7 protein-coding genes are annotated in these 14,788 nt (G+C 63.0%); 2 read left to right on the top strand and 5 right to left on the bottom strand.

Going from position 1 to position 14,788, the window contains the following annotated elements; genetic code table 11:
• The first annotated feature begins 34 nt into the window (after positions 1 to 34).
• On the top strand, positions 35 to 6,688 hold the full coding sequence (locus AC1Z3V_RS27105; protein WP_483502779.1) for an apolipoprotein A-IV repeat region-like domain-containing protein: 6,654 nt from the start codon (positions 35 to 37) through the stop codon (positions 6,686 to 6,688).
• Positions 6,689 to 7,017: 329 nt separating this feature from the next.
• Positions 7,018 to 7,440 carry a VOC family protein gene (locus AC1Z3V_RS27110; RefSeq protein ID WP_483502781.1) on the top strand — a complete coding sequence of 141 codons (423 nt, stop codon included), beginning with the start codon at positions 7,018 to 7,020 and terminating at the stop codon, positions 7,438 to 7,440.
• A gap of 233 nt (positions 7,441 to 7,673) precedes the next feature.
• On the opposite strand, the gene AC1Z3V_RS27115 is transcribed toward AC1Z3V_RS27110, so the two are convergent.
• The 5 genes from AC1Z3V_RS27115 to AC1Z3V_RS27135 all read right to left on the bottom strand — a co-directional run bounded on the left by AC1Z3V_RS27115 (position 7,674) and on the right by AC1Z3V_RS27135 (position 14,688).
• On the bottom strand, positions 7,674 to 9,479 hold the full coding sequence (locus tag AC1Z3V_RS27115) for an ATP-dependent nuclease (RefSeq protein WP_483502782.1): 1,806 nt from the start codon (positions 9,477 to 9,479) through the stop codon (positions 7,674 to 7,676).
• 198 nt (positions 9,480 to 9,677) lie between these two features.
• Positions 9,678 to 10,547, bottom strand: a complete 870-nt coding sequence (locus AC1Z3V_RS27120) for a cytochrome c1 (RefSeq protein WP_429815569.1) — start codon at positions 10,545 to 10,547, stop codon at positions 9,678 to 9,680.
• Between the two features lie 32 nt (positions 10,548 to 10,579).
• Complete coding sequence (locus AC1Z3V_RS27125; RefSeq protein WP_483502784.1) at positions 10,580 to 11,860, bottom strand: cytochrome b; 1,281 nt, start codon at positions 11,858 to 11,860, stop codon at positions 10,580 to 10,582.
• 14 nt (positions 11,861 to 11,874) lie between these two features.
• A complete protein-coding gene (gene petA, locus AC1Z3V_RS27130; RefSeq protein WP_173516657.1) occupies positions 11,875 to 12,453 on the bottom strand; it encodes a ubiquinol-cytochrome c reductase iron-sulfur subunit in 579 nt (192 codons plus the stop codon).
• A gap of 369 nt (positions 12,454 to 12,822) precedes the next feature.
• Positions 12,823 to 14,688, bottom strand: a complete 1,866-nt coding sequence (locus AC1Z3V_RS27135) for an ABC transporter ATP-binding protein (RefSeq protein WP_483502786.1) — start codon at positions 14,686 to 14,688, stop codon at positions 12,823 to 12,825.
• Positions 14,689 to 14,788: the final 100 nt, after the last annotated feature.

Raw genomic sequence — 14,788 nt, forward strand, 5'->3', positions numbered from 1 at the left:
TTGTCGCTGGCAAAAGGTAATGAGGCGTATCCCTATGGCGACGAAAAAGAGCAATGAGTCAATCGACGAAAAGGCCTTCCAGGCTTTGGAAGCTGCCCTGAAGATCGATTTCGACGAGCTTAACTCGAGCCCGAACGACAAGACTTCCTTGGATGATCCGGAGGAAAATGTGTCTCAGCCCGGCAATCAGGCGCACGCGCCCGATCAGAATAAAAGAGCGAAGTCTCAACCGGAGTCATCCCGCGCCGCGCGCGGTGCCGAAGCGGCCAAGACGCTCGCACCGGAACCTGCGCCGAAATCCCCTGCCCTTTCCGCCGCCAACGACGACGGTCGCCGATCGCCGGCTGCGATGCTGCGCGCGCTTGACGTGCGTTCCAATCGCGCCGCGATCCGGGTTGCTGCGCTGGTGTCGGTCATCTGGGCCATCGCCGGCCTCGGCATTGCCAACCTGCTCTATGGGCCGCAAATCTGGCAGATCCGCTCGCTGAGCGATCTCGCTGCGACGCCGGGCGCCATTGGCGTCGCGATCGGCATCCTGCTGCCGGTCATGCTCTTCTTCTCCTTCGCCATCATGATCGCCCGTGCGCAGGAACTGCGCAACGCCGCCCGGTCCATGGCCGAGGTCGCGCTGCGCCTCGCCGAGCCCGAAACGGCTGCAGCCGATCGCGTCATGACCGTCGGCCAGGCCGTTCGCCGCGAAGTGTCGGCCATGAACGAGGGTATCGAGCGCACGATCGCGCGCGCCACCGAGCTCGAAACGCTGGTGCATTCGGAAGTCAACGCGCTCGAGCGCAGCTACAGCGAAAACGAACTGCGCGTTCGCACGCTGGTCCAGGAACTCGGCCTCGAGCGTGAAGCGATCATCGGTCATTCGGAGCGTATCCGCTCGGCGATATCGGGCGCCCACAGCAAGCTGAAGGACGACCTGGAACAGGCGAGCGACGACATCGCCTCGCGCATTGCCATTTCGGGCGAAGCCTTCGCCTCGCTGATCGACACGCGCGCCGCAGCCCTCAGCGAAAAGTCCGACAGCGCCCTGCAGTCGATCGGCACCATGCTGTCGTCCCGCACGGATGCGCTGCTTTCCGGCCTGACTGCCGCCGGCCTTGGCCTCAGCACCGAATTCGATACCCGGCTTGACCAGTTGAGCGAGACGCTGACGAAGCGCGGCGAAGACCTGCTCAGCCAGTTCGAGACACGGGCCTCCTCGCTCGACGCCAGCACCGAGCGGCTGAACGCGGCGCTCAACGACCGTGCGCGCCAGCTCAACGAGACGCTGATCGCCCGCACGCGTGACCTCAATGAAAGCCTCAGTGTCGGCCAGCAGGCGATCACCGGCGGCCTCGATGACGTCCTCGCCTCGCTCAACGCCACGCTTGACGAGAAAGGCGCAAGCTTCCGCCAGAGCCTGCGCTCCAGCGCCGACGATGCGATCATGGATCTGGACCTGCGCGGCGGCTTCTTCGAAGAGAAGCTGCAGACCACCGTCGGCCAGCTCGCGACCGCCTTCGACGAGCGCTTCCACGAGTTTGCTTCCGCCTTCGACAAGCGTGCGAGCATGCTCGACACCAAGCTCATGGAAAGCCTGCACCGCATCAACGAGACCGTCTCCGGCGGCTCGGAAGCGATCGGCGGCGCGCTCGACAGCAGCATCGAGAAGATCGGCTCTGCTCTCTCCGATCAGTCGCTGACGCTGGCGACGACGCTCGGCGCGACCCAGGACTTCATCGAGGAGACGCTCGCCAGCCGCACCTCGGAACTCAGCAACCTGGTCGGTGATGCCCACAGCCGCATCGATGCCGTTCTCTCCGAGAAGACCGGCGGCCTCATGGGCGCCCTCTCGCAGGCGCAGGAGCGCATCGAGAGCGGCTTCGGCCAGCGCGCCGACGCGCTCGCCAGCGCGCTCACCACCAGCGAACAGCGCCTGACCGAGGGACTGGATACCCGCACCGCCGCCTTCGTCGACGGCCTGCACGCCGCCCACGCCCGCATCGAACAGACGCTCAGCGGCTCGACGGATGAGATCACCAGCGCGATCGCTGCCAGCCAGCACCGCCTGGACAACACGCTCTCCGAGCGCACGCTCGCCCTTTCGACCATCCTGTCCATGGGCGCCGACTCGATCGACAACGCCGTCAGCGGCACAGCCGATCGGCTGGAGCGCGTTCTGTCCGAACGTGGCGAAGCGATCTCCGAAGCGCTTACGAGCCAGACCTCGGCTCTCGATGGCGTGCTCGCCGAACGTGCCGCCGCCATCACCTCGACGATGTCGTCTCGCGCCAATGAAATGGCCAACACGCTGAGCCGCCACGCCGAAGACGTGGCCGACAGCCTGACGTTCCGCGCGACGGCCGTCGCCGAAACCATGACCGACCGCGTCGGCGATATCGAGCAGAAGCTTTCCGAGAGCGTCAACACGATCGCCGAAAACCTCGGCGGCCGCGTCAGCCAGATCTCCGACACCCTCACCCAGACGAGCGCCCGCATTGCCGAGGACCTCAGCGATCGCGTCGGCAAGATCTCCGACACGCTGACCGAGACCAGCGCGCACATCGCCGATGCCCTGACGGCACGCACGACCGAAGCGACCGCTTCGCTCGCCGGCAAGGCAGCCGAAATCGAGCAGACGCTGAGCGGCCGCGCCGAGCACCTGCGCGATACCCTGTCGTCGACGCACGAACAGATCCGCGCCACGCTGGACGACCGCATCGACGCCATCAACCTCGCCGTCGGCCAGGGCCGCGATCAGCTCGAAGGCATGCTGGCCGATCAGTCGACCGCAATCGCCACGACGCTTGCCACCAGCGCCAGCATGCTCGAAATGTCGCTGGATGAGCGCCAGTCTGCGCTTGCCGGCGTCATCGACCGCAGCGGCGAAGCGCTCGAAGCCCGCATGCGCTCGACAACCGGCAATATTGCCGAGCGCCTGGCCGAAACCGCCAATCAGATCAGCCTGGCGGCCGACAGCCTGACCAACCGCGTCGACATGTCGATCAACGGCATCAACGACCGCCTCGACGACACCGGCCTGCGCATCGAGACGAGCCTTGGCTCTCTCGAGGAGCGCATGCGCGAAAGCGCCGGCACCATCGGCTCGATCGTCGACGAAACGGGCATGCATATCGAAACCCGCGTCGGCGTGCTCGAAGATCGCATTCGCAACACCGTCGGCAATGTCGGCACGGTTGTCGACGACACCGGCGCCCGCATCGAAAGCAATCTCGGCGCGCTTGAAAACCGCATCCGCGGTAGCGTTGCCAATGTCGGCTCCGTCGTCGACGATGCCGCGGCCCGCGTCGAAAGCGGCCTCAATGCGCTGGAAGATCGGATCCGTGGCAGCGTCAGCAGCGTCGGTTCGGTCGTCGGCGACACCGGCACTCTCATCGAAAACAGCCTTGGTGCCCTGCAGGATCGCATCCGCGGCAGCGTCAACGACGTCAACGCCCTGGTCGACGATACCGGCCTGCGCCTGGAAGTCAGCCTCAGCTCGCTTGAGGAACGGGTCCGCGACAGCGTCGGCAGCGTCAACGAGATCGTCGATGGCGCCGGCCAGCGGATCGCCAACAGCCTCGGCGACCGGGCGGGCGACATCGATCGCATGAGCGAGATGGCGGCAAGCCGGATCACCGGTGCCATCGAAGCTGGTGCCGAGCACATCGCCGAGCGCCTCGGCACAATGGATCGTGCCCTCAACATCGGCCTTGAAAACGTCAACCGCACGATCGAGGGCAAGGCCGCCGTGCTCGTCAGCAGCCTGCGCGGTGCGGTCAACGAAGCAACGCAGGATCTGGACGCGGAAGCCTCCCGCCTCGAAGGCAAGACCAGCGATCTCGTCAGCAATCTGCGCAGCGCCGTTGGCGACGTGGCCCAGGAGTTCGACGCGGAAGCCGTCCGCATCGAGGACAAGGCCGCCGGTCTCGTCACCACGCTTCGTGGCGCGGTCGGCGATGTCGCCCAGGAACTCGACGCCGAAGCCGCGCGCTTCGAAGGCAAGGCTGCTGGGCTTGCGACCACGCTTCGCGGCGCGGTCGGCGAAGTCGCCCAGGAGCTCGACGCAGAGGCCGCACGCATCGAAGGCAAGGCTGCTGGTCTCGCGACCACGCTTCGCGGCGCCGTCAGCGATGTCGCTCGGGAGATCGACGCGGAAGCAGCACGCTCCGCCGAGCTCCTCTCCAGGGCCGGCGACGATTTCGCCTCGGCGCTTGCCGCCCGCCAGGCCGAGTTTGCCAACACGATTGACCAGACGGCAGCAGCAACCGCCGCCCGCCATGCGGAGCTTGCCGATACGATCGAGCAGAAGGCTGCCGCTACCGCAGCGCGTCACGCCGATCTTGCCCGTTCGATCGCCGACGCGGCCGATACGGTAACGGCACGGCTGGCGGCCACGCACAGCCAGATCGCCAGCCACGCGGAGAATATTCACCAGGGCCTCGCCAGCACCGAGAAGGCGCTCGAAGCCCGTGGCGAAGCGATCCGTAACACGCTCGACGACCGCACCCGCGAGCTCAACTCGATGCTCGCCGGCCGTTCGCTGGAACTGTCGCGCCTGATCGACGAGCAGGCCCGCCCGGTCATCGACCAATATGCCGCGACCGGCCGCGAGGCCGCCGAGCGCATTGCCGCCATGACCCAGGAAAGCGCCGACCGCCTGCGTGCGGAAAACGCCGCCCTCGTCAACGCCATTGCCGAGCGCACCGGCGAAACGCTGAACGCGATCTCGCACCGCGCCGAAGAAACGGCAAAGGCGATGAAGATGGTCGAGAACCGTCTGCAGTCCACCGCCATGGGCCTGATCGACCAGCTCGCCAACAACAACGCCGCGATCGCCACGGTTATCGACCAGGCGAGCAACAACCTCGGCGAAATGGACCAGCGTCTGGAATCGACGATCGCCCGCGTATCGGAATCGACCCGTCAGGCCTCCGACATGCTGTCGACCTCGACCCGCCTGATCGAAGGCAAGGTCGACAAGCTTTCCGACATTTCCGCCTCGACCCTGTCGCAGATCGGCGGCATCGTCGGCCGCTTCGAGGATCACTCGAAGGTGCTGAGCCAGGCGTCCGACCTGCTTGGTGCTGCCCAATCGAACCTCGTCAGCACGCTCGAGGAGCGGCAGGATGCGCTGCGCACCCTTTCGGTCGGCCTCGTCCAGCGCTCGGAAGAGATCGAACGGACCATGCGTGCGCTCGAAGGCTTCGTCGATGGCGCCTTCCAGCGCGCCGAAGAGCGTTCGGGCCTCGTTGCCGGCAACCTGCGCAGCGGTATCCAGCAATCCTTCTCGGATGTCGGTCGCCTGCTGACCAGCGCCGAACAGCGCGCGGCCGAGGCTGCCGAAGCGCTGCGCAACACGCTCGCCCAGGCCGGCGACGAAGCCGGTGCGTCGGTCGAGCAAGTCTTCAGCCGGGCCGAGGAGCGCTCGCGCCAGATCGCCGATACGCTTCGCTCCGGCGTCGAGACCTCGTTTGCCGACGTCAACAAGACGCTCTCTTCGGTCGAGGGCCGTGCGCTCGGCGCGTCGGAAGCCCTGCGCCAGGCGATCGCCAAAATCGGCGAAGATGCCGGTGCATCGATCGAAGGCGCCTTCGCCAATGCCGAGGAACGCTCCAAGGAAGTGGCCTCGCGTCTGCGCGGCAGCGTCGCGGCCTCGGTGTCCGACATCGAGCGCATGCTCGCCGAGAGCGGCAAGAAGTCCGACGGCGTTGCCGGCCAACTGCGCGACGCGGTTCGCGTGGCGATCGACGAGGCGATTGGCCGCTTCAGCGGTGCCACCGACGAAATCCGTCGCTCGGCCGGCGAGATCCGCAAGGAACTCGACATGACCCGCGAAGAACTGAAGCGCGGCGCCTTTGACCTGCCGGAAGAGGCAAAGGAAAATGCGGCGGTCATGCGTCGCGCTGTCGGCGAACAGATCAAGGCGCTGCAGGAACTGTCCGACATCATCGGCAAGTCCTCGACGCAGCTCGAAGTCGCCCAGCCGCTGCGTCAGCAGCCCGCCGCCCCGGTCTCTCGTCCGGTGCAGCAGCAGCCTGCGCCCCAGCCGCAGCAGCCGGCCGCTCAACCTCAGCCGGTCGCTCAGCCTCAGCCGGTCGCTCAACAGCCCGTAGTGCAGCAGCCGGCCCGGCAGGAACCGGCCCCGGCGCTGCGCGGAAGCCTCGGCATCGAGCAGCCGGCCATTCGCCAGCCCGCTCCGTCGCAGGCGGTGACCAGCGAGGTTGCTGAAGGTGGTGGCTGGATGCGCGATCTGCTGCGTGCGGCATCGCGCGAAGAGGCGCCCTCGCCGGCGCCGCAGCGCCCGGCCGAAGCGCAGCCTGCGGCCCGCACCGGCGACAGCCGCAATCCGCGCCACGTCGTCGAGTCGCTGAACTCGCTGTCGGTCGACATCGCCCGCGCCATCGATCACGATGCCTCGGTCGAACTGTGGCGCCGTTACCAGCGCGGCGAGCGCGACGTCTTCACCCGTCGCCTCTACACGCTGAAGGGCCAGCAGACCTTCGACGAGATCAAGCGCAAGTACGACCGCGAGCCGGAGTTCCGTACCGCCGTCGACCGCTACATCGCCGACTTCGAGAAGCTGCTCGCCGACGTTGCCCGCAACGACCCGGACAAGCGCATCACCCAGACCTACCTGACGTCGGATACCGGCAAGGTCTACACGATGCTCGCCCACGCCGCCGGCCGCTTCAGCTAAGCGGCGGAAATCAAAGGTTATCTCGTGAACGGTCCCGTCAAAAACGGGGCCGTTTTCGCATGCCCACGATGCCAATCCTGATCGAGCAGTACTGATCGGGGCGGCTAAGCCCATATCCTTGCTTCCGAGCTCGATCCTCCAGCGAAAAGGCAACCATCCTGCATTATAATGTCCCGGAAGGGGTTGGTGCGGCCGGTGCGGAAATGCCTTCGCCTACAGCGCCGAGCGTCTTTCCGACGCGCAAAGGCCGCTGCAGCACTTGGATCTGCCGCATGTTTTTGTCCTCTAATCGGCTGCGATTAAAGGAAACAGTAGATCGAGAGGCGGGTATGAAACCACGGCTGAAAGTCCTCACGCTCGCGGTAAACGACCTTGAAAGGTCACTGGCCTTCTATCGCGACGGCATGGGGCTTCCGACCCAGGGAATTATCGGCCAGGAATTCGAGGACGGCGCAGTGGTCTTTTTCCACATGGGCGACGACCTGATACTGGCGCTCTTTCCCGCGGCTTCGCTTGCCAACGACGCAAAGATATCCCCGACGCAGGCGCGCCTCGGCGCCGTGTCAATCGGACATATCGTCAATTCAAGGCAGGAGGTGGACGCTGTCATGAAACAGGCCGAAGATGCCGGCGCGATCGTTACCGATCGCGCACGCGAACGTTTCTGGGGCGGCTATTCTGGCTACTTCCACGACCCCGACGGCCACCTTTGGGAGATCGCCTGGAACCCGCAATGGATCGTCGCGGATTGAAAGCTCGTGTGGCGCCCGCAGCGATGCGGACAAGCCCATCACCCGGACCTTTGGCGTCGGATACCGGCGAGGTCTGTACGATGCTTGCCCACGCCGTTAGGCGCTCCGGCTAAGCGGCCGCGACATCGGGAGGATACAACAACCCCATCGCGAGATGGGATCGTTTTCGATGTGCGGACAACACGCGGCAGATTGCTTCCGCGAAAAAACCTAACAGCACCCTTGGCGAAACGTTAACCGGCCCTCGCAAGCTCCACGAGCTCATGGACGAACGTGATGAGTTCGTGAATCAATGCCCTGTCGTTTTCCATGATCGCTTTCAGCAACAAGAAGGAATGCTGCCGCTTGCTGAAACTCAAGCGAGCCTCACTTAACTCCGAAAACGTGGCTTCCAGGAGCCGCGCTGCATCAACCTTAGCCAGCCACGCCCCATCATCTAGCGCACCGGTCCACTCGTCCTCGGCCTTGAACTTGGCGTGATCAGCGTTTTCACCGAGAAAATTGCTGACCATTTCTGCTGTAACAGGATCTCCCTCCAACGCAGAGTTCATAACCGAAGCAATTGCTCGGGGAGACAGTAGGTAGCACTCGAAGTGCCGCCGGGGCAAAATGCGCAGTCGCTCGCCGGCACGCTTCCGGAGTGCGGCAATTTGTTCTTCACTCAGCTCTTCTCTGTCAAAAGCGAACGTGGCAGCACCGGCCAGGGCTGCAGAGGCCCGGCTCAGCCGATCGTATATATCGAACACCAACTCGTGCCGGTTGCGCCTTGCGGTGAAATCTCCAGTGGCCACAACAGCTACAAACTGTGGCGATATCGCACGTCGCTCCTCAGCCGTGTCTTCGCGTGTCTCTTCGAAAATATACGGAAAGCAAATTTCCTCCGTGGGACCTTCGACCCATATCACGTGCTGCGACGCAAACACGTCAGCCATGGACACACCCAACTCAAAGGCAACTCCACGCAAGTCAGAGACCTTCTGAAGATCGATTGGAGTGATTGAGGAGGTGAAGTCCGTCTTCTGAACCAAATGAACGGTTGACGGTGAACAGGAGGTAAGAACGTCGGTAGAGTGCGTGGTGATGATGTATTGATGCTGAGAGTAGTGCGTCTCAAGAATGCGAACCAGATTCTTAGCTGCGGAGGGGTGCAGAAAACTACCAATCTCATCGATGAGAATGATGCTCTCTGTCATTGTCATCGCCACAGTTAAGATAGCCAAGACCTGAGAAAGCCCCGTCCCGCTCTCATTGAGACTGGTACTGATCTCGCGGTGTAGTTGCTCAACGACTGGCCAAACCAAAATCTCTAGCTGTTGGCTGGCGTTCGGGCTTGTAACACTGAGGTTTTTAACCGAAGGAAAGATGTCCCTCATATGCTGCACCAAGGTTCGAAAGACGTCCCCCTGATTACCCTGCAGGCGCATTAGGACGGCAGGGAGGTTGGCGGCATCTGACTGCAAGCGCTCGGGCATTGAAATGTTGCAGAGGCCAACGTTGTATCGCTGGGCATTGAACAGAAAAACAGCTTCGCCCCACCGAGTATCCAGAATTGTTGAAAGTTCACCGTATTGCCCATAGCCGGTGAACTTCGGTCCTTCCGGGCCCGCACTGAATCCGAACCCCTGACCTCCTTCTCTACTGTGTGGCGGATCCACTATCCGGGAAAAAGCGTCGGAGCGTGTGAGATCGGGCACCCAAGCGGACAAGGAGAAGAATTCGGTGACGGCCTGCCTCACCGCTTGCTCCCCCCTGGTGGAGTTCCAAGTGATCCCTCCTCCGCGTCGTTGCCACGCTCCCAGAAGTTCGGGTCCCGAAAACTTGACCTTCAGATGTTGCTCTGGTGCGACCAATTGTTCGTGCCTGAAAATCTTGTCGTCACGAAACGGATTCGGGGACCATACGCTGGCGAGCGACTTAAGGAACGCTGACTTTCCGGTGTTGTTTTGCCCGACAATGAAGTTCAGCGTTGGACCGAACTTGACCTCTCCGGTATCTTGAAAACTTGCCTCGTTAAGCAGTCGAACGGCCGAGATGTACATTAGGTGAACCCTAGTTGTAACGACAATCACCTCTATCCAGATTTGTACTGAACGCGCAATGCTGCATGGTTCCGTGTCTTCGATCTTCCGCCCCGGCAGTAGGTACAGCGATCAGATACCCCCAAAACGAAAAAGGCCCCGGACGAACCGGGGCCTCTTGCTGGGTCTCGATCAGCGCCGGCTTAAGCCGGCATCTGGTCAATGTTCCTTGTTGGCGTAGACCGACTTCTTCGTGAGGTAGACGAGGCCGGTGAAGATCAGCAGGAACACCATGACCATGAAGCCGGTGCGCTTGCGCTCTTCGAGGTGCGGCTCGGCCGCCCACATCAGGAACGAGGCAACGTCCTTGGCGTACTGGTCGACCGTCTGCGGCGTGCCGTCGTCGTAGGTGACCTGGTCGTTGGAGATCGGCTGAGCCATCGCCAGAGCGGCAGCGTTGGCGAAGTACGGGTTGTAGTGCGTGCCTTCGGCGACTTCGACGCCCTGCGGCGGATCCTGGTAGCCCGTCAGCAGCGCGTGGATGTAGTCCGGGCCGCCTTCCTGGTAGGGCCAGAACATGTCGAAGATGAACTGCGGGAAACCGCGCTCGATACCGCGCGCCTTGGCGATGAGCGAGAAGTCCGGTGGCGCTGCACCGTTGTTCGCAGCCGCGGCCGCTTCCTTGTTCGGAAAGGGCGACGGGAAGTGGTCGGACGGCAGAGCCTTGCGGGTGAACATCTCACCTTCGGCATTCGGGCCGTCCTGAACTTCGTAGTTCGCCGCAAACGCCTTCACCTGCGCTTCCGAGTAGCCGAGGTCTTCGAGCGTACGGAAGGCCACCAGGTTCATCGAGTGGCATGCCGAACAGACTTCGGTGTAGACCTTCAGGCCGCGCTGAAGCTGGCCCTTGTCATAGTGACCGAAGGGGCCGGCGAAGCTCCATTCCTGCTGTTCCGGCTTGTGGATCGGATAGTGAGGCGTACCGCCGGCATGCTCCTCGCCGCCCTTCGCCTCTTCGGCGACTGCTGCACCGAGACCGAGACCAGCGACGACAGCGAGTGACAGAATGCCTGTAACAAGCTTTTTCATTGTTGTGGGTTCCTTATCAATCGCTGTTCTGATCAGGCGCGCGCGGCGGCCGGCTGCGCCTTGGCATTCTTCTTTTCCAGCACCGCTTCGGTGATGGAGTTCGGAATGCGCTTCGGCGTTTCGATCAGGCCGAGAACCGGCATGACGACGAGGAAGAAGCCGAAGTAGTACAGCGTGCCGATCTGCGACATCACGACGTAGAGGCCTTCTGCAGGGCGCGAGCCGAGCCAGCCGAGCATGATGGCGTTGGCGACGAAGATCCAGAAGAACAGCTTGTACCACGGGCGGTAGACGGCCGAGCGGACCTTGGACGTGTCGAGCCAGGGCAGGAAGAACAGGACGAGGATCGAGCCGAACATCACCAGAACGCCGCCGAGCTTGGAGTCGATCGGGCCGATGTTGAAGGTGATGGCGCGCAGCATCGCGTAGAACGGCAGGTAATACCATTCCGGAACGATGTGGGCAGGCGTCTTCAGCGCGTCAGCCGGAATGTAGTTGTCCGGGTGGCCGAGGAAGTTCGGCATATAGAAGACGAACCAGGCGTAAACGATCAGGAAGACGGAGACGCCGAGCGCATCCTTCAGCGTCGCATAGGGCGTGAAGGGAACGGTGTCGGTCTTCGACTTGACTTCGACGCCGGTCGGGTTGGTCTGGCCGGTGACGTGCAGCGCCCAGATGTGCAGGACGACGACGCCGGCTATCATGAAGGGCAGCAGGTAGTGCAGCGAGAAGAAGCGGTTCAGCGTCGGGTTGTCGACCGCGAAGCCGCCGAGCAGGAACTGCTGAATCCACTCGCCCACCAGCGGGAATGCGGTGAAGAAGCCGGTGATAACGGTCGCGCCCCAGAAGGACATCTGACCCCAGGGCAGAACGTAACCCATGAAGCCGGTCGCCATCATCAGCAGATAGATGACCACGCCGAGGATCCAGAGGATTTCGCGCGGCGCCTTGTAGGAGCCGTAGTAGAGACCGCGGGCGATGTGCAGGTAGACGGCGATGAAGAAGAAGGATGCGCCGTTGGCATGCATGTAGCGCAGCAGCCAGCCGTGGTTGACGTCGCGCATGATCTTTTCGACGGAATTGAAGGCAACGACCGTGTCGGCGCCGTAGTGCATCGCCAGCACGATGCCGGTCAGGATCTGGACGACCAGCATGACCGAAAGCATGGCACCGAAGGTGTAGGCATAATTCAGGTTCCGGGGAACCGGATAGCTGATGAAGCTATCGTGAACGAGACGCGGCAACGGCAGACGGGAATCAACCCATTTCTCAATGCCAGTCGTCGGCGTGTAGGTTGAATGTTCAGCACTCATTATCAGTAGTCCCCTCAACCGATCTTGATAACTGTGTCGGAAACGAACGCGAAGGTCGGCACGTGAAGGTTCTCCGGCGCCGGACCCTTGCGGATGCGGCCGGCCGTATCGTAGTGCGAACCGTGGCAGGGACAGAACCAGCCACCGAAGTCACCGGCCTGGCCAAGCGGCACGCAGCCGAGATGGGTGCAGGAACCGATCATGACGATCCAGTTTTCCTTGCCCTCGCCGGCAGAGCGATCGACGTCGCTTGCCTGTGCTTCGGCCGGAAGGTTGGCATTGCGCGCAACCGGGTCCTTCAGCTCGTCGAGCTTGACGGCCTTTGCCTCTTCGACTTCCTTTTCCGTACGGTTGCGGATGAAGATCGGCTTGCCGCGCCATTTCGCCGTCAGCGACATGCCGGGCTGCAGGCTCGAAACGTCAACCTCGATCGAGGCGAGCGCGAGCGTCGATGCATCCGGACGCATCTGGTCGATGAACGGCCAAGCGACAGCACCGGCGCCGACGACGCCTGCCATACCGGTAGCCAGATAAAGGAAATCGCGGCGAGTGGGCTCGCCCAAGGCCTCGCTTGAAGTGTCGTGTTCGCTCACGGCTAAACCATCCTCTCACGCAATATTGCGGAAACCGCATCCGCCCCCGGCGAAATTCCTGCCCCTTGCGACTTGATCCAGGTCAAGGAACCACGCCCTATTCATAGTGCTGTCGCCCCCGTCGTCTTGCGGCTGCAAACACGACGTCGGCACCAGAATCCGGAAAAATTCTGCGCGCGCACGGCACACAGATTCCCCGTCAATCCGGCGCGTTCTATGCTTGATCGCAAATTATGTCCAGCCTTGACAAGGGGATGTGGGCAGATTGTCGCGGGGAAAAGCGCGGCCAATCGGCACAAGGACTTGACGCTCGCCGGTTAGGGTGAATTCAGGCTGATCGAGTGGGTGTGGAAGCGCTCGACGGGCGCCCTACTCCGCCGCTTCGTCGCGGGCGAGAAATCCGCCCGATTGGCGCGACCAGAGGCCTGCGTAAAGCCCGCCGCGGGCGACGAGCTCCGCGTGGGTTCCCTCCTCCACGATCCGCCCCTTGTCCATGACGACCAGCCGGTCGAGCGCTGCGATCGTCGAAAGCCGGTGCGCGATCGCGAGCACTGTCTTGCCCTGCATCAGCCGGTCGAGGTTGGACTGGATCGCCGCCTCGACCTCTGAATCGAGCGCCGAGGTCGCCTCGTCGAGCACGAGGATCGGCGCGTCCTTCAGCATCACCCGGGCAATCGCGATGCGCTGCCGCTGACCGCCAGAAAGCTTGACGCCGCGCTCGCCGACATGGGCATCGAACCCCTTGCGGCCGCGCTGGTCCTGCAGACCGAGAATGAAGTCGTGGGCTTCCGCCTTGCGCGCGGCGGCAATCAGTTGCTCCCCGCTTGCATCGGGTCGGCCGAACAGGATGTTGTCGCGGATCGAGCGGTGCAGCAGCGAGGTATCCTGGCTGACCATGCCGACCTGGGCACGCAGGGACTCCTGCGTGACCGCCGCGATATCCTGCCCGTCGATCAGGATCCGCCCGCCCTCGAGGTCGTAGAAGCGCAGCAGCAGATTGACCAGGGTCGATTTTCCGGCGCCGGAGCGCCCGACGATACCCACCTTCTCACCCGGACGGACGATCAGCGAAAAGTCGTCGATGACGCGCTCGCCCTTGCCGTAATGGAAGCGCACGTGTTCGAAGCGGATCTCCGGCTTGCTGACGGCAAGCTCTGCGGCACCGGGCCGGTCGACGAGACCGATCGGCTGCGACACGAGTTCGGCCGAGTTCTGGATCGTGCCGATGTTGCGCATGATCGCATTGAACTGGGTCATCATGCGGCCAAGCAGCATGTTGAGCCGGAGCACCAGCGCCAGCGTGAAGGCGATGGCGCCGGAACTGATCGCGCCGCCGAGCCAGAGGTGGATCGAATAGACGGCGATGGCCGTGATCATCAGGCCGGAAAGCAGCGCCAGCGACGCACGCACCGCCGTCAGCAGCCGCGTGAACGGAATGACCGCCCCCTGGAACCGATCGAAGCCGGAGCGGATGTAGCGATCGTTCTCCTCGTCGCGACCGAAGAGCTTCAGCGTCTGGATATTGGAATAGGCATCGACCATGCGGCCATTCAGCATCGATGCCATTTCGGCCGTGTCACGGGCATGTTTGCGGATGCGCGGAACGAAGTAGCGCGCAAGCGACAGAAAGACGACGATCCAGAAGGCGACCATCGCCGCAAGACGCCAGTCGAGCTGCGCGATCAGCGCCATGGTGGAAGCCGTGTAGATGACGATGAACCAGACGACCTGCAGCAGCGAGACGATGAGATCGCTCGTCGCCTGGGCGCCGGCCCAGACCTTGGTGACGATGCGGCCGGAGAAATCGTTCTGGAAGAAGGTGAGCGACTGGCGCGCCACATGCACATAGGACTGCCAGCGCACCAGGTTGAGAAAGCCGGTGATGATCGACTGCTCTTCGACGAGCGCGGCCAGCGACACCGCGACAAAGCGGAACACCATAACCGTCAGCAGCATGAACAGGAGTTCCGGCCCGTTGGCGGCGATCAGGCCGCTCCAGCCGGCCTCGGGCTTCACCGTGTCGAGAACGTCGACGAGCCGTCCGACGAAATAGAACAGGCCGGCTTCGAGCATGGCGACGAGACCGCCGAGCACGGCCATGGCAATGAACGGTCCCTTTGCCTGGCCGGCGTAGAACCAGGCGAAACCCCAGAGCGATTTAGGCGGCTGTAGGCGCTCGCGCGGCGCGAACGGCTTGATCCAGTTCTCGAAAAGGCTGACGATGGCGCTGAGCATTGTTCCGATATAGGCGGTTCGGCGGCAACAGCAATCGGTTTCAACGCAATTGCTGATTACAAATACGTAACGTCCAAGACCGCAGCCCGCCGCTCTTTCG

This window comes from Ensifer sp. 38_S197, from assembly GCF_056924495.1.